Source organism: Acinetobacter sp. B-6, assembly GCF_056930735.1.
The window spans coordinates 203,704-226,910 of record NZ_JBXPBY010000005.1 but is presented as its reverse complement, the minus strand read 5'-3'; the positions used below and the strand labels follow the sequence as shown (position 1 = coordinate 226,910).

The window sequence follows — 23,207 nt, the reverse complement described above, 5'->3', positions numbered from 1 at the left end:
AAGACAGTAAACAAAAACCATAATTAAATAAGAGACTGATAAATATAAGTAAATTGTTGGCATTTATTCTGCAAGTCCATAAAGATGACTATCCAATATGAGTATTTATAATGACAAGTCGATCAATTCTATTGTCACGTCGAAAGTTTTTAGCACAAAGTCTTACCGCAGTAGGTGGTGTATCTTTAATAGGGAGCTTGTCTGGTTGCGATCAATCACCACAAACGGGTACTGAAGTACAGAGCCCATCTTCACTCACTCCCAAACATGGTGGAACGATTCGATTGGGTCTAATTGGTGGACAACAGTCAGGCAGTTTAGATCCACATCTGTCAACTTCAAGTGCAGGAATTACCCGAGGTTTTGCCATATATAACAAGCTATGGGAATGGGATGAAAATATGCTTCCACGTCTTGCCTTGGCTGAATTTGCTGAACCCAATCATCATGCGAGTGAATGGACCATTCGTCTACGTAAAGGTCTAGAATTCCATCACGGTAAAACAATTACTGCTGATGATGTGATTTTCTCAGTAAAACGTTTAACTGACCCAAAACTTGCTTCACCGTTTCGAAATCTGGTGCAATGGATTGATCGGGATCGCATTCAAAAATTAGATGAATATACCGTTCGAATTCCCTTTAACAATTCAATTGCCGGTTTCGTTGCACTGCCTGAAACTTGGGTGAATTTTGGTGGAATTGTACCTATCGACTTTGATCCAATCCATAATCCAGTCGGTGCAGGACCTTATAAAGTGAAACAGTTTATTCCTGGTCAACGTTCTGTCTTCACCCGTTTTGAAAACTATTTTAAAGCCGATCAACCTTATGCAGACAATTTTGAAGTGATTGATTTTAAAGATCAAGTCTCGCGTTTAAATGCCTTATTGGCAGGACAAATTGATGTCGCCAATGCCATTTCACCTGAATACATTAAAATTCTGGAGCAGGCGAAACATATTCAAACTATTCGCTCTGAAACCAATACCCATAATGGTTTTGACTTTAATACACAACAAGCCCCTTTTAATGATCCTAAAGTCCGTCAGGCATTTCGTTTAATTGCCAATCGTGAGGAGCTTGTACAACGTGGGTTAAATGGTCAGGGACGTATCGCCAATGATCTCTACTCACCACAGGACCCTGCTTTTCTTAACCTCCCCCAACGTCAGCAAAATATCGAGGAAGCAAAAAAATTATTGGCACAAGCTGGTTTTAAAGATGGTTTAAGTGTTGAACTTGTTGCACTAGCTGGCAGCGCTCAGCCTGCACTGATCTTTGCAGAACAAGCAAAACATGCCAATGTGAATATACGAGTCAAACAAGTCGATGCTGCAACATTTAATGGGTCAGACCGCAATAAATGGCAATTGTCGAGTAACGCAACCAATGTCGGTACACCTTATTTATCTACTGCTGTTGTCAATGATGCACCGATTTCAACAACCAATAAAATCAATTTTAAAGATCCTGAATATAGTGAGTTGTTTTATAAGGCGCTTGCCGAACCGGATTTAGCAAAGCGAAAAGTGTATTTGACCCAAGCACAGAAAATTCAACATGAACGTGGTGGAATGCTGATCTGGGGATTTAGCCATACCATTGATGCAGCAACCAAAAATATTGGAGGCTTAGCGCCAGAACATACTATTTTCCCAACATGGCGTTTTGAGAAATTATGGAAGGCTTAAGTACATCCGTTTAACTTGCTTCCCCTCTTTATAGAGGGGATTTTTATTCTGTCAGCAGAATAAATTAAAGAAGCTGCCAAAGCAGCTATTTAAGATACGACTGGAATTATTGAGGAACAGTGATCACCGATAATTTATCTACACCAACTCGTTCAATACTTGCCAATAATTTTGCCACAGTTCCATACGGAACAGTTTCATCCGCATTCAGGTTCAAAGCCAGCTTCGGGTTACTACTCTTACGTGACTGAATTTCTTGTTCAAAACTTGCAAGCGACACTTTGTCCTTATCCAAAAATATCTCACCCTGTGGATTGACACTAATCACGACAGCTTTATTCTGATCAGTGGACTGAGTCGGTGCGGCCTTAGGTAGATTGACTTTTACCGTATTAGTCAGCAAAGGTGCTGTGACGATAAACACGATGAGCAAAACCAACATCACATCCACCAACGGTGTAATGTTGATTTCACTAACCACATCATCATCTTGAGAGGTAGAAATTGCCATTATGCAAATACTCCTTTCTCTTTCACTTCTTTTGTTGAAGCATCATTCAGAATCGTACTGTCTGCTGGATTTTTGGTTTTAGCTGTCGGCAATTGAAAACCAGCCTTTTGATTTAAACTGACAAAATCTGTTGCAAAATCATCCAAGTCTGCACCAATCGCTTTGACTTTACGTACAAAGTAGTTATATGCAAGCACAGCAGGTACAGCAACGGCGATACCAATTCCTGTTGCAATCAATGCTTCACCAATCGGTCCAGCAACGACATCCATACTTGCGTTACCTGAATGGGCAATCGCCTGTAATGCATGAATGATCCCAAATACTGTCCCAAACAAACCAATAAAAGGTGCATTGTTACCAATAGACGCCAATAGCGCTGAACCTTTCTCCAATTGACGACGCTCAGTTAAAATTTGTTTGCGTAAGTGACGTTCCAGTAAGTCCTGACGGCTCCAACTATTTTGCAAGTCATGATGTGTTTTTTCATCTGCTTCAATTAGAGTTTTAAAACCTGCATTTGCAACACGTGCTGCTGGTCCTTCACCCGATTCAGATTTAATTAGGGCATCAGATAAATTTTTTGCTTTCCAAAATTCTTCTACGAAGCGTTTATCTTGTTTTGCTGCTCTTTGAGTCTGAACTACTTTAATTACAATCAGTGCCCAAGTCACAATAGAGAAAGCAACCAATAACCAAATGGTGCCATCATGGATCAACGAATTAATGTCAGTCATGTAAATATCCTCTTAATCTATAAGTTTAAATTTATTTCGGTAATTGATAATGAATGGGAACATCGACCCAACCTTCTACAGGTGTTTTACCTTTTAAAGCGGGTGAAAACTTCCATTGCTTTACTGTTCTCACAGCAGCGCTATCTAAAAGTTTTTTGCCACTACTTTGCTTAACACTGACGGTATCAGGGCTACCATTTGCCAATACTTTGACTCTTAAAATCACGGAACCTTCCCAACCACGTTCGAGTGCTTGTTCTGGATATTCGGGTGCAGGATTACTCAGATAACCTGCATATCCTTTCGCTTCAGTCACGGGTAAGTTGTCATCGACCGGCTTCACAGGTTCAACTACTTTCTGTACGGGTGCGGGTGCTACCTCTTTGGTCACGACAGCCTCTTCAACTTTTTTCGGTGTTGGCTGAGTGACTGTTTTTGCGACTGGTTTAGGTTGCTCCACCGTTTTCTGTACAGGTTTGGGTTGTTCGACCTGCTTAGAAATTGGTTTTGGCTTTTGCACAACCGGTGGAATTTTAGGTTTCTCTGTGACAGGAGGAATTTTAGGTTCAATCACTTTGGGTGGTTCTTCATGTTTTACAATTTCAATCACCACAGGTTCTGGCTTATGAATGTCCAAAGTCGGTGTAGGCAAGTGTTTTGCGATATACCAAATTCCTAAATGCGCAGAAGCAACTGCAATAATCGCAATCAACACTTTATTCAAGCGAGGTGGTGATGGCTGGGTAAGCTCCAAGGAATGCTGTGTAAACGGATCTGCTATATTGTTTGAACTAGCTTCAGGTGCATATTGTTCAAATAACAGCGCCCGTTTATGCGAGTTAAATATTAGTTCACTCATAGGGTTTTAAACGAAAAATAAAATATTGAATAAAAAATTGCACAAGTCGTGCCAACAAAATAAGCATTTGATTTATATATTTTTAATAGATATTTTTTTAAATGTTCGATATTCAATATGTTGGTTTTCAGACAGTGTTATGCTGTTCAAACAACAAGATCCCTTTGATATCTCAAAGGGATCTAAATTTATTATTTTAATTTATATCCAACCAGTGGTAAGACCTCTTCTGCTACCCGATAGGCTTCTTCCAAATGAGGGTTACTGGCTAAAATGAAATGACCAACACCAATATCAATATATTCTTGCAAACGCTCTGCAACCTGTTCATAGCTACCGACTAAAATACAGTTAGGTCCGCCACGTACATTGGACATACCCGCCCAAACATTTGGACTTACAAATAAGTCTTCGAAACGATTGCCCTGTGCCAAAGCCTGTTGACGTTTTGCACCAACCGACTCAGTATCTTTTCGTTCAAATGCATGACCATCAACAGTAATAGTTTCATACATCTGTTTAAGCTCCTGAAAAGCTTGCTCTTGTGTAGGTCGTGCCAGTATATCAATACGCATACCAAATTTAACTTTACGATCAGGCGAGTTTTGTTCAAAAAATGCTTGCGCCTGTTCAATGACTTTTTTCTGCTGCTCAACAGGTTCACCCCAAGTTAGGTGAATATCAGCATGACGTCCTGCGACTTGTAAGGCAGCATCACTCGCACCAGCCAACCATAACCGAGGTACATCATATTGATTCATTGGGTATCTCAACCCACCCTGCTCAACATGAAAAAACTTGCCATCATAGTCAAATGGAGCATGATGTGAATAACCTTTTACAAACTCCAAAAACTCGTTGGTCCGTGCATAGCGCTGATCATGTTCAATAAAATCACCGTAAGCACGTTGCTGCGCACCGCCTCCACCTGAAATGACATTCCACTCTACTCGCCCCTGACTTAACCGCTGTAAACTGGCAGCCATTTGACTGGCATAGGCTGGATGAATAAACCACGGCTGAATCGCTATCAACAGTCGAAGTCGTTTGGTTTCCCTTGCTAATGCTGAAGCCAATACCCAAGGCTCTTCAGTATGAGGAAAAGCGGGAATCAATGCGCCATGGAAGCCAACAATATCAGCCGCTTTTGCCACTTGTTGTACATAATCATAGTAGGCAAACAACTGATCTTCATGTTGCGGTGCTACGCGTTGTGGAGATTGAATTGCTGGATTTAACTGATTCCATTCACCACGGGTATGTAACTGATGTGCTCGACGACCATCCCCATGAACAGGAATTCTCCATAAAAACTCAACTGGCATAATAGTTCTCAATAATTAAACATTTCACGACATCGTGTTCGTTAGCTATGTCATGAGCAGAAATCATGCCGCTTTTTATTCGATAATTTTTTAACATATATTATTGTTTTATTTTAACTTTATAAAAACATACTAAAACGTGGTGTTGAAATTTCAACACTTCTATACATTTAAATGTCTGTTTCACAGCATAGATTACTGACTCAATAACAATAGTCCGCATAAAAAATAATAAATAGTTGATTTTTATATTTTTATTATTTTGGCTTAGTTCTTGCTCTATTCCTCTATATTTTTTAATTCTTATGACGATATGCGTATTCTTCCTAGCTTATTTTTAAGTTTTAGTCTTTTAGGACTAGTCGCTTGCGATGCAAAACAAAACGAACAAGCATCTGAGAGTAAATCATCTCAGCAGCAGTTGCGTATTGCTGTCGTAGCAAATGGAACATCAGGTAATCTGGACTTTATTGGCGTACCACAACTCATCTCTCAAGACCCTATTTTTCTCAAGGTCTTAAAGCAACAACATATTGAGTTGAAATGGGAGCCAGTAACAACTGCTGCTGTAGCGACTTTAGTGAATGAAAGTTTCCTGAACAATAAAATTGATTTTGCTTTTTATGGCAACCTACCAGCTGTCGTACTAAATGCAACTGGAGTAAGAACACAAATTGTTGTGCCTGGGGGGATTGGTAATAATGTCTATCTGATTGTGCCACCTGATTCACAGGTAAAAAGTATTGAAGATTTAAAGGGTAAAAAAATTGCTTTACATCGTGGTCGTCCTTGGGAAATCAATTTTGGTCAACTTATACAAAGCAAAGGTTTAAACCTCAAAGACTTTCAAATTATTAACCTCAACCCTCAAGCAGGTGCAGCAGCTTTATCTGCAAAAAGTGTGGATGCATTTTTTACTTTAAGTGATGCGCTAACTTTACAAGACCGCCATCTCGGTAAAATTATCTGGTCATCTCAATCCTTGCCAGCTAACTGGAAAATGCGTGCAGAATTATGGGGACGTAAAAACTATATTGAACAATACCCAGAGACCACTCAGTTACTTGCTGACGCAACAGTTAGAGCAATGAACTGGATATCCCTACACAAAGATGAATTTCAGCAAAGTCAAACCAAGTTTGGTCAACCTTTAGATGTGATTCAACGAGAAAGTCAGAATAGTGCAAGTACATGGCAACAGGATTGGTCACCTGAATATAAAGTTGATTTCCTTAAACAGCACTATGCCAAAGTCATTGACCATGCTGTGAAAAACCAGTTGATTCAAACGCCGTTAAAAGCAGATGAGCTGTTAAATCCAAAATTTGCCGAGCAAGCAATTCAAAATTTACATGCAAACGATCAGCAGAAGAAACAGGGAGACTAAGCGATGAAAACACTCGTGAATCCCCCACTTGAAAAGAATATCGTTGTGAATAGACTGCCGTTATGAAGGAGGATTTCCACTGAGCAGTTGTATGGGCTGCTCTCGCTGATTTCCCCCTTATTGGCTTTACTTACTTGGCAATTTATTTGCTCTTTACAAATTTTTCCAACTCAAATTCTGGTGCCACCCGCAACAGTCTGGAATACATTTATTAGTTTATTGCAAAGTGGTGAACTACATCTGCACTTAAAGGATAGTCTTACTCGATTATTTTTTGGATTTTCTATTGCAGCACTCAGTGCCATTGCTTTTGGAATTGCCTATGCTTCAATCACCACATTCCGTAATTACACTTATATCTTATTTAATCTGCTTTACCAGATTCCGATCTTTGTTCTTATTCCTATTTTTATTCTCATTTTTGGGATTGGCGAACTGTTTAAAATTTTACTTATTATCAAAGCCTGTTTTTTCCCAATTGCTTTGGCAACAGCAGATGCAGTGAAAAATATTCCTAAACAATATATAGAACTCGGTCAAATCTACAAACTTAAAACGCGAGCGTGGCTTAGGTACATCGTCATCCCATCAACATTGCCACCCTTGATCAGTGGACTACGAATTGCATTAGGCCGAGCATGGTTGATTTTAGTTGCCGTTGAATTACTTGCAGCGGGTACTGGCATTGGTCAGATGATGGAGCTTGGACGGCAAATGCTTCGTCTGGATGTAGTGATGGTCGGAGTATTTATCACAGGCATGATTGGTTTTAGCCTCGATAAACTTTTACGTTTGATCGAACAACGCTTTATATCACCTGCGCTCAGTTCAAGGGGGAAATAATGTCGTCACTATCACTTAGTTTGAAAGGTGCATTGCAACAGCCTGTGGTCCTATTACAAGGTCTCGTACTTCCAGTAATATTACTAGCGTTATGGCAATACAACTCTGGACTAGGCTCTAGCCATGCCTATGCCTTTGTCCCTTTACAGAATATATATTCTGCTTCTCTTCAACTTCTAGAAACAGGTGAATTGTGGGTGAATACATGGGGTAGTCTGAAGAAAGCGGGATTAGGCTTTTTAATAGGTTCAACAGCTGGACTAATTTTAGGCGCCTTACTCGCCTATTCAAAAGTTTTTAATGCGCTCGTTTCGCCACTGTTTAACAGTGTCCGACAAGTTCCACTGCTCGGTTTAACCCCATTAATTGCTTTATGGTTTGGCAATGGTGAAGAAGCCAAGATTTTTATTATTGCACTGGCTCCTTTTTTCCCCATGGTTATTAATACCTTTCAAGGACTCAGCCACTATGATGAAAAATATAGTGAAGTCGCACGAATCTATCAGTTTTCATTTTGGCGTGAATTTAAAAGAATCCGCTTGCCACAAGCCTTGCCACATATTTTAACGGGGTTGAATTTAGCGGTACCTTTTACTTGGATCACCACCACAGCAAGTGAGTTGCTATTCAATGCAGGCGCAGGCTTGGGCAATCTCATGATGAAAGCTGAAATTAATGCCGAAATGGACATCCTATTGGTGTGTGCAATGACCGTTACGATCAGCGGTATTTTGATGACCGCATGTCTCCACTTCATTTCAAAACATCTGCTGCAATGGCGAGCTTAGTCACCTCTAATTTAAAAATACAATCAGGATTTCAACATGTCTTTTCCTTTACTCTCGATTAAAAAACTCAATAAATCATTTCAACGTGATCAAAACAACTTAACTGTTTTAGACGGTATTCATCTCGACATTGCGCAAGGCGAATTTATCTCCATTGTCGGCAGCAGTGGTTGTGGAAAATCAACTCTACTCCGTCTAATTGCAGGACTAGACCCAGACTATCAAGGTGAAATTTTACTCAATAAAATTCCTATCCAAGGGACAGATTTAAAACGAGGATTAATTTTTCAGGAACATCGCTTACTGCCTTGGCTCACCGTTTCCGAAAATATCCATTTGGCACTGGAAGAAATGGGGTTAACCCGTTCAGAAAAAAATACCCGTGTGAAAGAGCATCTCGAAATTGTGGGACTGACTGGATTCGAGCATGCTTATCCTCATGAATTGTCTGGCGGTATGGCGCAGCGGGTTGCCATTGCACGAGGGTTGGTCAATAAACCTGATATTTTACTTTTAGATGAACCGTTTGGTGCTTTGGATGCCATGACCCGAAGTCATTTACAGGCTGAACTGCAACGTATCTGGCAACATGAAAAAATCACCATGATTCTTGTGACGCACGATATTGAAGAAGCCGTCTATCTAGGAGATCGTGTGATTGTGATGTCAGCTCGACCAGGGAAAATCAAGGAAATTATACCTATTCCTTTACCTCATCCAAGGCACAAGGACAGTGAAAGCTTATTCAATTTCCGTAATCAAGCACTTCATCTACTGGATCACACCGCATAATTAAATCGAATATTGATCGATATTAATATGATTTAGAAAATAGACGATGTCGTGATATTAATAGTCTTTATTATATATTATTTAGGAGCTTTACCATGGGTCTATCAATTTGGCATATTCTATTATTTGCCGTTATCGTTATTTTATTATTTGGCACTTCAAAGCTAAAAAATCTAGGAAAAGATTTGGGTGGTGCAATTAAAGATTTTAAAGACTCTGTTAATCCCGACGATCCAAAATTAATACAGAATCAACAATACAAAGATATTCATTCCTTAGAATCAGATAGTGAGAAGCAGACCAAATTATAAGTGATATATTGCCATGTTTAATATCAGTTTTGGGGAACTATTTGCTTTTAGCATTATTGCCCTCATCATTTTAGGGCCTGAAAAGCTTCCTCAAACATTAAGAACGGTACTATTTAAATATAGAGCAATCAAAAACCACCTCAATAAAATCCAGAATGATCTGGAAAATGAACTGGAATTGATTGAACTCAAAAGAATCATGCAAGAAGAGCTGCAAAAAATAAAACAAAATGAAGAACAGCTCAAACAACAACTCGCGCTCATGCAACAAGAAATTGAAAATGTGCAATCAACTGTTTCCTTGGAAGAAACAACCAAAGCACCGTACACCAAGGATTATGTCTATATCCAATCACATGACAAGTTAAGGACGCCATTTTTAACTCGTTTTAAAGCAGTCAATAAATTCGATGAGGATCAAGCCGCATGACTGAACATCTTGTCCGTGAAAACCTCACTGAAATGAAATATAGCGAGCACCTGAAAGAGTTAAGAAAGCGTTTGATCTATAGCATTGGTGCTGTTGTTGCTATTTTTTTAATGCTTCTTCCGCTTGCCCAACAAAACTACCATGTTCTTGCTCGACCATTAATCTCATTGTTACCAGTTAACTCAACCATGATTGCAACAGATGTCATGGGTACATTTTTAGCTCCGTTCAAACTGAATATTTATCTGGCAATTCTAGTGAGTATTCCCTTTATCCTGTATCAGTTTTGGCAATTTATTGCACCTGCACTCTACCAAAACGAGAAAAGATTTGGTGTCGCTCTAGCCCTTTCCAGTATTTTTTTATTTTATCTCGGTCTCTTGTTTGCTTATGGCCTGATCTTACCCTTGGCATTAAAGTTCTTTGTATTGGCTTCTCCTGAAAATGTATTACCGATGACGGATATCAATAGCTATCTGGATTTCTGTTTAAAGCTTTTTCTTGCTTTTGGTCTGGCATTTCAAATTCCAGTATTAACTTATATTCTTATTTTTATTGGAATTTTATCTATTCAACAATTAGAAGAACATCGTAAACACATCATTGTGTTCTTCTTTTTTATTGCAATGTTCATTACCCCTCCAGATGTGTTTAGTATGCTTGCTCTTGCCATCCCGATGTGGCTATTATTTGAATTAGGCTTATGGATCACTAAATTAACAACAATAAAAAAAGAACATCCATAGGTCTAAGATGGATGTTCTTAAAATAGAATATTTTTTCTATGCAATTTCATTTTCATTCTTATTGGGTAATAAATTATATCGAGACAAAAGGTTACGCAAAACATTGCGCGAAAGACCTAGCATTTTTGCAGTCTTGACCTGATTATTCCAGCAACTTGAAAATGCTGTATTCACAATCTTATCTTCAATAATATGCCAGGCTTCCCCATCATATTCCTGAAATAAACGCTTCAGGATATCTTCAAACTCCTGAATTAAATCACTATCAGGTAATGCTGCTGACCCACCTTCTTCTGAAAAACGCAGATGTTCAATATCAATCGTTTTACCACTGCTCATCAGCAAAGCATAATGGATATTGTTTTCCAATTCGCGAATGTTCCCTGGCCAACTATAATTGAGGAGTGCATTTCTTGCTCTATCACTAATATTTGGCTTGGTGGTAATCAGCTTCTGAGAATACGAATTTAAGAAAAAATCAACTAAAGGTAAAATATCGCCTTTACGTTCCCGTAATGGCAAAATATTCAATACCACGACATTCAAACGGTAGTATAAATCGAGTCTAAACTTGTTTTCAGCCACCGCCTTACGCAAATCTACATGCGTACCAGATAGAATACGTACGTCGATTGGAATTGGTTTACGACCGCCTACCCGCATCACTTCTTTTTCTTGTAGTACACGTAATAGCTTGACTTGTAGAGACAATGGCAACTCCCCCACCTCGTCCAAGAATAAGGTGCCACCATCTGCTGTTTCAAAAATACCAGCACGTGTCTTATGTGCTCCAGTAAAAGCACCTGCTTCATAGCCAAATAATTCAGACTCCGCTAAGGTTTCAACCAAAGCACCACAGTTCACCGCAAGAAAAGGTTTGTTTTTACGGTCACTTTTCAAATGAATTTCGCGTGCAATCAGCTCTTTACCTGTGCCCGACTCACCTTGAATGATAACACTGGCAGAGCTTGGGGCAATGGTTTCAACTTGATTTAACAATTTACGGGAGTTTTGATCTGAGAAAATAATTGCTTTTGCTCGAATTGGTTTTACTGGTACTCCGTTATCAGGCAAAGTAATTACTTTATAATCATTATCCAAATAGGATTTCATAATTAATCCTTTAAATAGATTAGGATGATATTAAAATAGAATAGTACAATTCAATTACAAAACTGATAAATAATAATTATAGATAATTAATCCATAATTTAAATATTTATTACTTTAAAAAATCAAACTTATAACCTTATTAAAAATATAATTCTCATTTTATGAAATGTTGATTCCCAAGCATAATAAAAATACTTTTGATCAAATATAGACACCTGATTAAAATACTATTCCCTAATCACTTATTTTATATAAGTTTAAACTTGGCATTTAATTTGCTCATTGGTTTAAAAATCCACGAAGTAGGTTTAATAATGAGCATCGAATTTGTTGGTATGGTTTTCCCTAATCAATGGTCAGAAACCAAAGGTACACGTATTGGTCATAAAATAGACCTCGACTATCTACGTTATCATGCACGGGCACATGAATATGCGGGTTTTGATAAAGTTTTAATTGCCAGCGGACCAAGTAGCCCTGACAGTGCACAAATCGCAGCTTATCTGGCACAGCATACTGAGCGACTAGGGTTTATGATTGCCCATCGTCCTGCACTTGTAACACCAAATCTGGCTGCACGTTCTTTTGCGACACTTGACCATACTACAGGTGGTGGAAGAATCCGTTTACATGCAATTACGGGAATTACAGCTGAGCCTCAAGAAGGTGATTATATTGTCAATAAAATTCAACGTTACGAACGAACTGGTGAATATCTAGATATTATTCAGAAGCTCTGGCAAAGTGATCAACCTGTTAGTTATGAAGGTAAGTACTTTAAGTTAGAAAATGCTTTCTGTCCGTTAAAGCCAGTCAATGGAACAATCCCGATTTCATTCGGTGGCTCATCCGATATTGCTTATGATATTGCAGTCCGCCATGCAGACCTTTATTCGCTTTGGGGAGAACCATTGGCTGGTGTAAAAGATCAAATTACAAAATTAAAGCTCGCAGCAGAACAAGCCAATAAACCGCAGCCCCCTGTGAGCTTATCCGTACGTCTTATTATTGGTCCAACTGAAGAACTTGCTTGGCAGCGTGCAGCACAGATTCTTGCAGATATTCAGAACAATCCAACTTTTCAAAATAATGGAACTTTGTCAGGACACAAAATCAAGGGGATTGGTTCACAACGCTTATTGGCAGCAGCGCAACAAGGTGATCGACATGATCGTGCCTTATGGATGCCCACAGCAACTGCTGTAGGGGCTTATGGTGATACCACTGCCTTAGTTGGTACACCAGACACCATTATTGCTGCATTACTCGATTATGTAGATTTAGGTGTTACCACCTTTTTAAATCGAGGCTACGATCCTATCTATGATACAGTCGATTATGGTCGCTATATCATCCCTGCTGTACGTGAAGAGGCTGCAAAAAGATTAAAGCGTATCGCTTAAACATTTAAAGTATAAAGTCGCTCTTCAATATCGTTGAAGAGCGACTTTTTAAAATAAAGATTTTCTTCAGTACGAAAATCTTTAAGTCATCTTTTATTGCAAGTCAGGCTTGCAAATAGCCTGAATTTTCTCTCCTGCAATCACCTTTTTAGCAAAGGGAATTGAATCTTTTAAAGAGGCATTTACCGTTTCACTATGACCTAAACCATGATAAAGATGTCCTTCAACTACAGTTCCTGCTTTACATGCATCTGCAACAAGTTTCATCTGATTACGAGCATCTGGTGTAACATCATTTGCTCCAGTACCTATAAATAACGGATGATTAATTTTTAAGGTTGGATAATACCCATAAGCATTAGATTGTTGCTCGAGTGCTTCTTTGTAATATGCAGGGAGATTTGGCTTATAAGCTTTTGCTGGAGATAAGCCAGAAGATTGAATATCAGACATAAAACCCACTAAACAGGCATTTTGTCCTTGTTCCACCAACGGCAATGCTTCTGGTGTAAAAATATCTTCTGCTTTAATTGCAGGGTTTAAGCTTTGAGCAACTAAAAAACTATAAATTCCATAAGCCAATGAAGGACTCACTTCATATGGATTTAACTTCAGATCATTTTCAGCGGCTGTTGCTTGTGGATCTTTATAAATCACACCTGTACCAATTGAACCTTTAATATTCAGATCAGGTGCGTAAGTCGCTGAATAGGATGAGGCAGCAACTGCACCTGCCCCTCCTTGGGATTGACCAACGATCACAAACTTGTTTGCCAATGGAAGCTTGGTTTTTAAAGCCGCTCGTCCACTGTCTAAAATACTATATGCCAACATCGGATTATTGATGAGTAGATGTGGCCCTGCTACCCCTAATCCTTCGTAATCAGTTGCAACGACTGCAAAACCTTCGCTCAACCAGCGATTTAAATATTTAACATCCCGATAAGAACGACCATTCCAAGACGGTGCACAACTATCCGCTAGCCCTACAGTTCCATGCGCCCATAAAACTACAGGCCATCCACCTACAGGCGCTTTACCTTTGGGAATATGAACTGTACCAGATACTACAATCGGTGTTTTACTGTCTTTTCCACTTGTAGAACTATAGAGAACTCGTATTGCCTCACTTGCGTTATCCAATGCAATATATGGGGTGGTTATAAGTTCAGAACGTAATAGCTCCCCAGGTTTTGTAGGAATACTTTTATTCCATGTATAAAACTCAGATACGCGACCATCACCATATTTTTCTTGAGCTTGTAACGCTGTTTTGGCCTGTAACTGTGTTGTAGATAAAATAACTGTACTACTGAGCACACTTAAACCAAAAACACTAAACCACTGATTAAATTTCATAAATATCTCTTATTTTAAATTGATTGAACAAGTATTTGGAATGGCTTGATCACTTAAAGCCAACTGAGCAAATGGGATGGCATCTTTTAGCGAACGAGGAACAGCCTCACTATGACCAAGACCATGATATAAATGGGCTTGTACTTGAGTTCCTGCTGCACATGCATCTTTAACGAGTTGCATTTGATTACGAGCATCAGGCGTACGATCATCCGCCCCTGTACCAATAAATACTGGATGACTAATTTTTAAGGTTGGATAGGCACTATACTGCTGATCAAATTTAGCCAGAAGCTTTTGATATTTCTCAGAAGGCTCTGCCAAGAGAGCATCATTGAAACTTAACTTTTCAAAACTTACGTCAGCGAAAATATCTGCTGCACATTGCGCTCGTGAATGCTCAACCAAGTCAATCGCCTTAGGAGTAAATACATCCGCTGCTGTTAAACTTGGGTCATATTGTTGTAAAACATGAAAACCCAGTATTTGGTATGCTAAGGCTGGATTAGGAACATTACGATTGGTAATATTTAATGTTGGTCGGTCCGCTTGCTTGGGTTTATAAATCACACCTGTCGCAATAGTTCCTTTAATATTTAAATCGGGTGCATAAGTCGCGGAATACGATGCTGCACCGAATGCTGCTGCACCACCTTGAGATTGACCTGCAATAATTATTCGATTAGAAATATTATGCTTTGCTTGCAATGCTGCTCGAGCACTATCCAAAATATTAAACGAAAGCTGTGGTACGTTAATTAACAAATGTGGCCCAGCTACGCCAAGTCCCTGATAGTCAGGCTCAACTATGGCGTACCCCTGTTTGAGCCATTGGTTTAAATAATGCGCATTGCGATAAACTCTCCCCGACCAAGAAGGTGCACACTGATCTGCCAATCCAACTGTGCCATGTCCCCAAACTAGAAGTGGCCAGCCACCTTTTGGAACTTCATCTTTTGGAATGAATAATGAACCCGAAACAATAGTCGGAGATTTACTGTCTAGCCCATTGGTTGAACTAAACAATATTCGGTATTGATCAGAGGCTTCTTTTAGACGAATTCCTTCATTTAAAGGCTCTGTTCGCAATAAAAGTCCTGGTTGAGTTGGTATTTTTTCATTCCACTCATAAAAATTAGACAGTTTTTTATCGCCATACAAAGGGTTAGATTTGTATTCAATAACAGGAGAATTTGCAAAACTACTCTGCAAATCCAGCAGCAGATAAAGTGAACTTGCAACAAGCATTTTAAGTTTCATATTGATTCCCTATCTTAAAAGTCATAACTAATACGACCAAACAAATAGGTGCCAAAAGAACCTTCTGGTGCATTAAAGCTGTATTTCACTACGCCATATGGATCTTGAGAAATTGTACGGTCCGGATGACTATTAAATAAGTTCACTGCACCGACATTAAGTTTTAAACCTTTCACAAATTGGTCAGCATTATACCCAATATCCAAATCAACCACCCATTGCGGATCAAATGTTTGATCTAAGTTTGGATTGGTATTATTTTGAATGGTCCATTTGTCATAACGGCGTAAGTTTATATTGACACTCCACGCGTTTTTCTCCCAATTTGTACCTAGAGTTAATTTATTTTTAGGTGCTGCAGATTCAATTAGACTTTGAGTATTACGACCAGCAATAGCATTGGATGAAATCACATCACCTTTAGAGGTAATGGCATCTCGTGCTTTCGTAATTTCATTATCATTGGTTGCAAAGCCGAGGTTTAGCCTCAAATTCCCATAATCATTTAAATCTAAATCATGCTTCGCAGTAATTTCTAAACCACGAGTTCGAGTGTCTAAGAGGTTATTAAAAAACGCGACATTATTAATATTGGCGTAAGGAGTCCCTGCAAAAGCATTGGTAATTAAGCTACCTGAAATATTATCAGAAAGTAAAATACGGTCTTTGATATCAATCTGATAAATATCTAAAGTGACAGCCGTTTTAGCAATAGGTTCCCAAACAAAGCCTAAAGAGAAGTTGGTCGACTTTTCAGGCTTTATTTTATTACCGCCAACCAATTGTGCTGCTTCACTACCTGCAACTAAAGTACGCTGCTGGACATCCCGCCAAATGCCATCTGAGCCTTGGACAGTTTGCACACTATAAGTTGAATAGCCTAATTGTGCTAAGGATGGTGCACGATATCCAGTACTTGCAGAACCACGAATACTAAATTGAGGGTCAAAATTATATTTTAGTGTGAGTTTTCCATTGGTGGTGCTACCAAAATCTGAATAGTGTTCAGATCGCAAAGCAACGCCCGCATTTAAATCTTGAATAAGATCAGCTTCTAAATCGAGATATGCACCATACACATCACGACTAATACTTCGTACATCTTGGTCAGTGATACCTGCATAAATTTCAGGTGCATTCGCAGCATCATAGTAAGGACCACGAGTATAAGCGACTCGATCACCAGCCTGCTGTTTATACTGCTCCCAACGATATAAAGCCCCTGTCGATACTGTCAATGGACTATATAACCATGACACAGTGAAATCACGACTATAATCTGCGCCCGTATTTAATTGAGAAAATACATTATTGCCCAAATCATACTTTGTTGGGGAAGTTAAACCATAACTTGGATTAAAACCATTTCCTTGTTCAGTACTCACCTTGTTGTTGCCATAAGTTGCAAAAACATCTAGTTTTCCTGTTTTTTGAGTTCCATTTTTCGCCCCTACTGTGATCGAAAAATCATCTACATTCACCAAACTTTCTGTAATACGCCCATCTGGATATATTTCTTTAAAATACGGGGATCTATTGATTGCGGCAGTAGAAGATGGAGGTTCATAGAAATTTTCGCCTATAGTTTCACGATGCCCATAAGTACCAAAACTATAGAATGCGAGCGTTTCTTTCAGTGGTAAATCTGCATTAAAACTTAGATTAACTTGATTTTTAAGTTCTGGAGTACCAAATTTCCAATTGCGATAAGGCGTATCATTTTCAGTATATTGGTGATTTGAATTGCTCGAACTATTATAAAAAACCCGATTATCAGGCAACGTGTTATTTGCGGATTCACGGGTTCCTGCATCAAAAGCCAAAGTTAGTGAGCCATCATTTGGTAAAGCAAAACCCTTCCATGCTGAAATTTTATGTTGTTCACCATCACCTTGTGTAAAACCACCACTTTGATAATTTACATTACCGCCAGAATCCTTAGCCCTTAAAATAATATTGACCACACCTGCAACAGCATCCGAACCGAATTGGGCTGCGGCACCATCACGTAAAATTTCGACACGTTCTACCGCACTAATTGGTATTAAACTTAAATCCACACCAGCCGCACCACGTCCACCTGCATAAGATTGCCGAGTAAAATACGCAGATGTGTGACGACGTTTACCATTAATCAGTACGAGTGTCTGATCAGAAGTTAAACCTCTTAAAGCAATACCTGGTGCAACTGCAGCACCAAATCCACCTGCAGGTGACGTTGGTAAAGATACCGATGGAGAAATTTTGGCAAGTGCTCTTGATAAATCAGCCTCACCTGTCGACAACAAAGCTTGAGGCGAAATAATATCAACAGGTGCAGGCGCATCGAGTGAACTATGAATTGCCCGCCTAGACCCAGTGACCACGACAGATTGTAATGTGATGGCGTCCTCTTTCTCTGACAAATTCTTTTGATCATTTGCCATCGTAATTGAGGCAGTGAGTGTGCTCAGTGCAAAAAGAGAGGAGTGAAAAATGAATTGAGAAAAATATGTACGCATATAAGCTTCCTTAACGATATAAACCGATATAGCAAAGCCAATGCCAAATATTTTATTCTTTATTATCAATGTATTGAACAAAAAAATAAAAGAATCATTGTTTAAATTTAAACAATGATTCAAAAAAATGTTTATAAAACTACAGTTTTAATATTTTAAAACCGCTTAGACCAGCTGATTTTGTAGATAGGACTGATATAATTGAAAGTAAGCTGACTGCTGCTGTATTAACTGCTCATGCGAACCTTGCTCTACGACATGACCATTTTCAATTAGAACAATTTTATCAGCCTCACGAATGGTACTCAGCCGATGAGCAATGACAATACAGGTTCTATTTTGGCATAAGCGTCTAAGCGCATATTGTATTTTTTGCTCAGTATAAATATCAATTGCAGATGTTGCTTCATCTAGAATTAATATTTTAGGATTTGCCAAATAGGCACGAACCAAACAAACAAGTTGTCTTTGTCCCTGACTAAGATTTTTACCAAGCGCCCCGACCTCAGTGAAATAACCTTGCGATAGCTGTTGTAAAATCTCAGCTGCTCCCAAATCTTCAATGACTTGGATAAGTTGCTGATCTGAAGCATCAGGTTGTACCAAACGCAAGTTATCTAAAATTGTTCCACTAAATAAAACATTATCTTGTAAAACAATACTCACATGTCGTCTTAAACTGGCAAGCTGAATATCTTGTATTGGATAACGATCTAGAAAAACTCCACCCTGCTGAGGTTCATAAAACCGTGTTAGCAACTGAGCCATGGTACTCTTGCCATGCCCTGTTGGCCCTACAATCGCAATTATTTTTCCAGCGTCAATGTCCAAATTAAAATTTTGTAAAACAGGTTTGTGGGTATAAGCAAAATCGACTGACTGAAATCGAATATGACCGTTTAACTGTTCAAGCTTTATAGCATTCGGTTGTTCTTGAATCGTAGATTGTGTATCTAAAAGTAGAAATATACGTTGTGCACATGCTGCACCATTGGCATAACGTTCAAATAGATCAGTCAGTTCCTGTAAGGGCGCTAAGAATAAAAATACATAGAAAATACTTTCTGCAAATTGCCCAATACTAATCAAGCCATCACTATACGCATAACTACCAATCACAATAAATCCAGCAGTGGCTAGCGTTGAAAGTAAGCCTGTAAAAGGAGCAAACCAACTGGTCCGCTTACTGCCATAAATAATAGAATTATTAAAATCTTTCAATAATTCTTGATAACGAGATTGATTGGTTGCTGTGTAATTTAACTGCTGAATGATTTTTGCTCCATTTACTGTTTCAACCAAATGAGCAGTAAATCGACTGCGTTCCTCTGCAACTCGTCCCCAGTGTTTTTGCGATGATTTCTTAAAAATTGCAGTCATCCCAAATAAAATGGGTAGCGTCGCAAATAAGCACCAAAAGAAAGGTGGATAGATATGCCAAAGAAGTACTGAAGCTAATCCACAACGCAAAATTGCGGAAAGTAGTTCTGGTGGCCCTTGTATTAAAACAGGCTCTAACGTTTCGACATCACGATCAGCCCGCGAAATAATCCTGCCAGCCTTGGTACGATCAAAATACCCAATATTTAAACTTTGGATATGCTGAAATAGAGAACGTCTTAAATCATTAATTACTTTCAAGGCTGCTCTGCCTGAAAGGTATTTTGATACGCCCGCTAACGCAAAACGACAAATCCAACTCAATGCCAAAATGCTCATCGCAATCCATAGAACAGGCTGATGCAATACCATTTTTCCAGCAATTAGTTGAAATCCCGAATCCAGAATATATTTCACCACCCAAGGTCGAACAAAAACGCTCATCACTTGTAAAATTTCTACTGCAATTAATGCAAGCAGCAAGTAACGGATAGGATAAACCAAAGGAATAAGTTTTGTTAACATTCCTCTATGAATTGAGATATTAGCTAAATTTTCTTCGATTTGTAGATCAGTTGACTTTGCGAATGGGCGGAAATTTTTAACACTGCTATTCATGCATGAATCTCCTGCTGTTGTAACTGAAAGCCCATCAACTCACGATAAAATAAACAATCTTGAACTAATTCAGCATGCGTGCCTTGGGTAATAATGTGGTCCTGATCAAGAACAATCACTCGATCAGACAAAGCAATCGTGGTCTGTTTATTAGAGTTAATAATGATTGTTTTATTCAAATGGTTGCCACTACCAGAAAGTGCTGATAGCCGCTGTAAAACCTGTTTTTCTGTGGTCGCATCTAAGGCGCTGGTTGAGTCATCTAAAGCTAAAATGGGTGAATTCTTGAGAATGGAACGGGCCAAAGCAAGACGTTGTTTTTGTCCTCCCGACAAGGTAACGCCCTTGTCCCCAATCAGCGTGTCTAGTCCATCATCAAGTCGTTGTAATAGTTCTGATGCAGACGCTAAATGTAAAGCATCCCTCATCTCTTGCTCCGTTGCATCTTGCTTAGCAATTCTTAAGTTGTCTGCCAATGTGCCGCTAAAAAAGAAATTTTCCTGAGGAATGATCTGAACCAAATGACGTAATTCAAATAGGCTTAAATCTTTAATATTTGTCCAGCCCGTTTGCTCAGAGCCAATCAAAACTTGACCCTCTGTTGGGTCAATAAACCGATTGAGTAAATTCATCAATGTCGTTTTACCTGAGCCAGTCTTACCGACAACAGTAACGATTTCACCTGCTCGAAATTCAACATGGCAGTGTTTTAAAATATACTTTTGCGTTGTCTCATCCTGAAAGCTTACATTCTCTAATCTAATATTTAACTCATCACGCCATTGCAAAGGCAGAGGACATAGTTGATCTTCAATTGCGGACTTCTGATCTAACATTTGCCAGATTCTTGTTGCAGATGAACGTGCATCAGCAAAAATATGTAAGACCTGACCAATGCTTTCAATACGAAACACCAATAAATTTGCCATGAGAATGGCAGCGACGAATTGCCCCACTTGTAACTGATTTTGTCCAATTAAATAAGCACCAAAAGCGATGACCCATAAATAAGAGCATGCAATAATCACTTGCGGGATAGGTAACTTTTTTGCACTTGTGCTGATGGTCTGAATGGAATGATGAATAAATAGATCTACGGTATGATTAAAGCGCTGTAAAAGTTTATCTTCAAGTTGGAACGCTTTGACCACCCGAATCCCATTCACGCTTTCCGCTAAGCTATCGCTGACTTTTTCGTAGGTAGATGCAACTTGATGATCCAATACAACCAATTGATTGGTCAGTTTAAACAGAACCCCAAGCCCTAAAAAAATAAATAATAAAGGAACTACTCCCAGCCAAGGATGGTACCAACACAAGAGTCCGACAGTTACAGCAACAACCAGACTTGACTCAAACACTTGTCGCCAAAAATTGATCAGCGCTTCTTTTAATTTATCTGAATCACGGGTAGTTCGAGATAACACCTCTCCCAATCCATGTTTCCAGTGCCATGAAACATCTAAATGCTGTACTTGAGAAAAGATTCTTTCTCTTAAAATACTCAGTAATTGCTGACCAATGCTTAAAGCACTTAACCCTGCCAGATACTGAACAACTGCCCTAATGCCAGCAATACTCGCAAGTAGAATAAACCAAAACCAAGGGTTTAAAGGATCAGAAAATGCATGCTGAAATAAAGTTTCCCTTTCACTATGTTTTAAGGTATCAATCGCATGACCGATTGAATATTGTTGGATTGCTAAGCCTATATTTGCAATAACAAATAAGGTCGCTGTCAATAAGAAACGATAGGGCATAAAACGGTATAAAGCCAAACTTCGCAATAATGGATAATTTTTAAACATAAAAGATAGAAAAAATTTAAGATTTCGTATGAGTGCGAGATTCATGCCAAATTAATGATTGAAAAAAATATTTTAAATAATTGTTTTATATTAATTTTATGAAAAACCATTTATAGAAGTGTTGTTTTTAAAACAACAGCGTAATTCTTTTGTTGTAATCGCAACAAAATTTGATATATCAACATCATAAAAAATGATATTAAAAATATTTAATAAATATCAATAATTTAACAAATGGCATCAATTTTGCTTTAAAGCATAAAAATCACAAAAGGATGTCATGATGACAACACTTCAAACTCAATCATTAAACACACTTTGGTACACTCGCTGCCCTGTACCAACAGGTCTAGGCATTTCAATTCAAAAAGGCTGGCTCAAAGAAAAGTTTAATGAGCAACAGATTGAAATAAAATCAATTCGAGAATCAAATTCCAAAGATATTCGTAACTCTCATTTTAACCATACCCTTGCCAATTCAGTTCGACACGGCGGCAGTATTCCAGCACTTTGGGCATATGCATCTGGTCAAAAAACTAAAGTGATTGGATTATCTTGGGCAGATGAAGTTCAATTATTGTTAACACGCTACGATTCAAACATCAAAACTGTTGCTGACCTAAAAGGCAAACGTTTTGGAATTCCATTAAATCAAGATGCAATTATTGATTTCTCACGTGCACAGGCGATTCGTGGTTTAGAAAATGCCTTAAAAACAGTAAATATGAAGGTAAGCGATCTTGAGTTAGTTGACTGTTTACGAGCAGATATTTTAACAGCACAGCAACAACAGCCAGAAGAAAATGATTCTAGCTTTTATGGTAATCGCAACAAAATCAACGCAAGTGCAGAGATTGTGGCATTAATTAAAGGTGATGTAGATGCCATTTTTTTAAAAGGTGCACATGCTGCGCAGATTGCCCATGATTTCGCCCTGCATACCATTATTGATATTGGCTCACATCCAGACCCTATTCTACGCTCTAATAATGGAACACCAAGAACGCTCACTGTTGATGAAGATTTTCTAACGCAATATCCTCAGCAAGCACAATCGATTGTTGATGCTGTTTTACAAGCAGAACAATGGGCACATGCACACGCCGACGAAACCCATCGTTATCTAGCAAAAGAATGTAATAGTAGTGAGCAATGGGTTCATGCGGCATACGGTGCGGATGCACATTTGAAACTGAACACTAACTTTGATGAAATCTCTATTATTGCTTTACAAGACTTGAGTGATTTTCTCTATCGCTGGAACTTTATTCCTACACAAATTAATGTTCGTGAATGGCTGGCAAAAGATATTTCTATTCAAACTCACGTGGCTTAACGATAC

The 23,207-nt window shown here is 38.7% G+C and carries 19 protein-coding genes and 1 pseudogene; 10 read left to right on the top strand and 10 right to left on the bottom strand.

The genetic code is table 11. The features are described 5' to 3' along the window. The first annotated feature begins 110 nt into the window (after positions 1-110). Positions 111-1,694 carry an ABC transporter substrate-binding protein gene (locus AC1Z3T_RS08525; protein ID WP_483396576.1) on the top strand — a complete coding sequence of 528 codons (1,584 nt, stop codon included), beginning with the start codon at positions 111-113 and terminating at the stop codon, positions 1,692-1,694. A gap of 106 nt (positions 1,695-1,800) precedes the next feature. On the opposite strand, the gene AC1Z3T_RS08520 is transcribed toward AC1Z3T_RS08525, so the two are convergent. The 4 genes from AC1Z3T_RS08520 to AC1Z3T_RS08505 all read right to left on the bottom strand — a co-directional run bounded on the left by AC1Z3T_RS08520 (position 1,801) and on the right by AC1Z3T_RS08505 (position 5,126). After that, positions 1,801-2,205, bottom strand: a complete 405-nt coding sequence (locus tag AC1Z3T_RS08520; protein ID WP_004829703.1) for an ExbD/TolR family protein — start codon at positions 2,203-2,205, stop codon at positions 1,801-1,803. After that, complete coding sequence (locus tag AC1Z3T_RS08515) at positions 2,205-2,942, bottom strand: MotA/TolQ/ExbB proton channel family protein (RefSeq protein ID WP_046761037.1); 738 nt, start codon at positions 2,940-2,942, stop codon at positions 2,205-2,207. The genes AC1Z3T_RS08520 and AC1Z3T_RS08515 overlap by 1 nt, the downstream gene beginning before the upstream one ends. A 31-nt stretch (positions 2,943-2,973) precedes the next feature. Further along, a complete protein-coding gene (locus AC1Z3T_RS08510; protein WP_309802983.1) occupies positions 2,974-3,801 on the bottom strand; it encodes an energy transducer TonB in 828 nt (275 codons plus the stop codon). Between the two features lie 191 nt (positions 3,802-3,992). Further along, positions 3,993-5,126, bottom strand: a complete 1,134-nt coding sequence (locus AC1Z3T_RS08505) for an LLM class flavin-dependent oxidoreductase (RefSeq protein WP_309802984.1) — start codon at positions 5,124-5,126, stop codon at positions 3,993-3,995. Between the two features lie 313 nt (positions 5,127-5,439). On the opposite strand from AC1Z3T_RS08505, the gene AC1Z3T_RS08500 reads away from it, so the two are divergent. The 7 genes and pseudogenes from AC1Z3T_RS08500 (at position 5,440) to tatC (ending at position 10,423) form a co-directional block, all read left to right on the top strand. Beyond that, positions 5,440-6,513 (top strand): ABC transporter substrate-binding protein, encoded by a 1,074-nt coding sequence (locus AC1Z3T_RS08500; protein WP_419320726.1) that lies wholly within the window; start codon positions 5,440-5,442, stop codon positions 6,511-6,513. Positions 6,514-6,516: 3 nt separating this feature from the next. Further along, positions 6,517-7,356, top strand: a pseudogene (locus tag AC1Z3T_RS08495) (ABC transporter permease). Continuing rightward, a complete protein-coding gene (locus tag AC1Z3T_RS08490; protein WP_419320722.1) occupies positions 7,356-8,144 on the top strand; it encodes an ABC transporter permease in 789 nt (262 codons plus the stop codon). The pseudogene AC1Z3T_RS08495 and the gene AC1Z3T_RS08490 overlap by 1 nt, the downstream one beginning before the upstream one ends. 36 nt (positions 8,145-8,180) lie before the next feature. Continuing rightward, positions 8,181-8,936 (top strand): ABC transporter ATP-binding protein, encoded by a 756-nt coding sequence (locus AC1Z3T_RS08485; protein ID WP_419320720.1) that lies wholly within the window; start codon positions 8,181-8,183, stop codon positions 8,934-8,936. A gap of 95 nt (positions 8,937-9,031) precedes the next feature. Beyond that, on the top strand, positions 9,032-9,247 hold the full coding sequence (locus AC1Z3T_RS08480; protein WP_151797655.1) for a Sec-independent protein translocase subunit TatA: 216 nt from the start codon (positions 9,032-9,034) through the stop codon (positions 9,245-9,247). Between the two features lie 13 nt (positions 9,248-9,260). Next, positions 9,261-9,677: a Sec-independent protein translocase protein TatB gene (tatB, locus tag AC1Z3T_RS08475; protein ID WP_419320718.1), complete on the top strand. Its 417-nt coding sequence runs from the start codon at positions 9,261-9,263 to the stop codon at positions 9,675-9,677. After that, a complete protein-coding gene (tatC, locus tag AC1Z3T_RS08470; protein WP_004829722.1) occupies positions 9,674-10,423 on the top strand; it encodes a twin-arginine translocase subunit TatC in 750 nt (249 codons plus the stop codon). Before tatB ends, tatC begins: the two co-directional genes overlap by 4 nt. A gap of 36 nt (positions 10,424-10,459) precedes the next feature. On the opposite strand, the gene AC1Z3T_RS08465 is transcribed toward tatC, so the two are convergent. Then, positions 10,460-11,536: a sigma-54 interaction domain-containing protein gene (locus tag AC1Z3T_RS08465; RefSeq protein WP_004829723.1), complete on the bottom strand. Its 1,077-nt coding sequence runs from the start codon at positions 11,534-11,536 to the stop codon at positions 10,460-10,462. A gap of 314 nt (positions 11,537-11,850) precedes the next feature. On the opposite strand from AC1Z3T_RS08465, the gene AC1Z3T_RS08460 reads away from it, so the two are divergent. Then, the gene (locus AC1Z3T_RS08460; RefSeq protein WP_483396575.1) at positions 11,851-12,939 is read left to right on the top strand and encodes an LLM class flavin-dependent oxidoreductase; all 1,089 of its coding nucleotides are present in this window, start codon (positions 11,851-11,853) and stop codon (positions 12,937-12,939) included. Between the two features lie 93 nt (positions 12,940-13,032). Here the strand turns inward: AC1Z3T_RS08460 and AC1Z3T_RS08455 are convergent, their stop codons facing one another. From AC1Z3T_RS08455 to AC1Z3T_RS08435, 5 genes are all read right to left on the bottom strand, one after another. Continuing rightward, complete coding sequence (locus AC1Z3T_RS08455) at positions 13,033-14,298, bottom strand: lipase family protein (RefSeq protein WP_228270166.1); 1,266 nt, start codon at positions 14,296-14,298, stop codon at positions 13,033-13,035. Between the two features lie 9 nt (positions 14,299-14,307). After that, a complete protein-coding gene (locus AC1Z3T_RS08450) occupies positions 14,308-15,558 on the bottom strand; it encodes a lipase family protein (protein ID WP_419320713.1) in 1,251 nt (416 codons plus the stop codon). A gap of 14 nt (positions 15,559-15,572) precedes the next feature. Beyond that, the gene (locus AC1Z3T_RS08445) at positions 15,573-18,059 is read right to left on the bottom strand and encodes a TonB-dependent receptor plug domain-containing protein (protein WP_483396574.1); all 2,487 of its coding nucleotides are present in this window, start codon (positions 18,057-18,059) and stop codon (positions 15,573-15,575) included. A gap of 165 nt (positions 18,060-18,224) precedes the next feature. Continuing rightward, the gene (locus tag AC1Z3T_RS08440; RefSeq protein ID WP_419320709.1) at positions 18,225-20,057 is read right to left on the bottom strand and encodes an ABC transporter ATP-binding protein; all 1,833 of its coding nucleotides are present in this window, start codon (positions 20,055-20,057) and stop codon (positions 18,225-18,227) included. Continuing rightward, positions 20,054-21,865 (bottom strand): ABC transporter ATP-binding protein, encoded by a 1,812-nt coding sequence (locus AC1Z3T_RS08435; protein ID WP_419320707.1) that lies wholly within the window; start codon positions 21,863-21,865, stop codon positions 20,054-20,056. Before AC1Z3T_RS08435 ends, AC1Z3T_RS08440 begins: the two co-directional genes overlap by 4 nt. Positions 21,866-22,148: 283 nt before the next feature. Here AC1Z3T_RS08435 and AC1Z3T_RS08430 point away from each other — a divergent pair, with 283 nt between their 5' ends. Continuing rightward, entirely contained in the window at positions 22,149-23,201 is a 1,053-nt protein-coding gene (locus AC1Z3T_RS08430; RefSeq protein ID WP_309802993.1) for an ABC transporter substrate-binding protein, read from the top strand. The last annotated feature ends 6 nt before the right edge of the window (positions 23,202-23,207 follow it).

What these genes read in the sequence shown, in the direction of transcription:
- AC1Z3T_RS08525 (WP_483396576.1), top strand. Translation starts at nt 111, where the DNA reads ATGACAAGTCGATCAATTCTATTGTCACGTCGAAAGTTTTTAGCACAA.
- AC1Z3T_RS08520 (WP_004829703.1), bottom strand. Translation starts at nt 2,205, where the DNA reads ATGGCAATTTCTACCTCTCAAGATGATGATGTGGTTAGTGAAATCAAC.
- AC1Z3T_RS08515 (WP_046761037.1), bottom strand. Translation starts at nt 2,942, where the DNA reads ATGACTGACATTAATTCGTTGATCCATGATGGCACCATTTGGTTATTG.
- AC1Z3T_RS08510 (WP_309802983.1), bottom strand. Translation starts at nt 3,801, where the DNA reads ATGAGTGAACTAATATTTAACTCGCATAAACGGGCGCTGTTATTTGAA.
- AC1Z3T_RS08505 (WP_309802984.1), bottom strand. Translation starts at nt 5,126, where the DNA reads ATGCCAGTTGAGTTTTTATGGAGAATTCCTGTTCATGGGGATGGTCGT.
- AC1Z3T_RS08500 (WP_419320726.1), top strand. Translation starts at nt 5,440, where the DNA reads ATGCGTATTCTTCCTAGCTTATTTTTAAGTTTTAGTCTTTTAGGACTA.
- AC1Z3T_RS08490 (WP_419320722.1), top strand. Translation starts at nt 7,356, where the DNA reads ATGTCGTCACTATCACTTAGTTTGAAAGGTGCATTGCAACAGCCTGTG.
- AC1Z3T_RS08485 (WP_419320720.1), top strand. Translation starts at nt 8,181, where the DNA reads ATGTCTTTTCCTTTACTCTCGATTAAAAAACTCAATAAATCATTTCAA.
- AC1Z3T_RS08480 (WP_151797655.1), top strand. Translation starts at nt 9,032, where the DNA reads ATGGGTCTATCAATTTGGCATATTCTATTATTTGCCGTTATCGTTATT.
- tatB (WP_419320718.1), top strand. Translation starts at nt 9,261, where the DNA reads ATGTTTAATATCAGTTTTGGGGAACTATTTGCTTTTAGCATTATTGCC.
- tatC (WP_004829722.1), top strand. Translation starts at nt 9,674, where the DNA reads ATGACTGAACATCTTGTCCGTGAAAACCTCACTGAAATGAAATATAGC.
- AC1Z3T_RS08465 (WP_004829723.1), bottom strand. Translation starts at nt 11,536, where the DNA reads ATGAAATCCTATTTGGATAATGATTATAAAGTAATTACTTTGCCTGAT.
- AC1Z3T_RS08460 (WP_483396575.1), top strand. Translation starts at nt 11,851, where the DNA reads ATGAGCATCGAATTTGTTGGTATGGTTTTCCCTAATCAATGGTCAGAA.
- AC1Z3T_RS08455 (WP_228270166.1), bottom strand. Translation starts at nt 14,298, where the DNA reads ATGAAATTTAATCAGTGGTTTAGTGTTTTTGGTTTAAGTGTGCTCAGT.
- AC1Z3T_RS08450 (WP_419320713.1), bottom strand. Translation starts at nt 15,558, where the DNA reads ATGAAACTTAAAATGCTTGTTGCAAGTTCACTTTATCTGCTGCTGGAT.
- AC1Z3T_RS08445 (WP_483396574.1), bottom strand. Translation starts at nt 18,059, where the DNA reads ATGCGTACATATTTTTCTCAATTCATTTTTCACTCCTCTCTTTTTGCA.
- AC1Z3T_RS08440 (WP_419320709.1), bottom strand. Translation starts at nt 20,057, where the DNA reads ATGAATAGCAGTGTTAAAAATTTCCGCCCATTCGCAAAGTCAACTGAT.
- AC1Z3T_RS08435 (WP_419320707.1), bottom strand. Translation starts at nt 21,865, where the DNA reads ATGTTTAAAAATTATCCATTATTGCGAAGTTTGGCTTTATACCGTTTT.
- AC1Z3T_RS08430 (WP_309802993.1), top strand. Translation starts at nt 22,149, where the DNA reads ATGACAACACTTCAAACTCAATCATTAAACACACTTTGGTACACTCGC.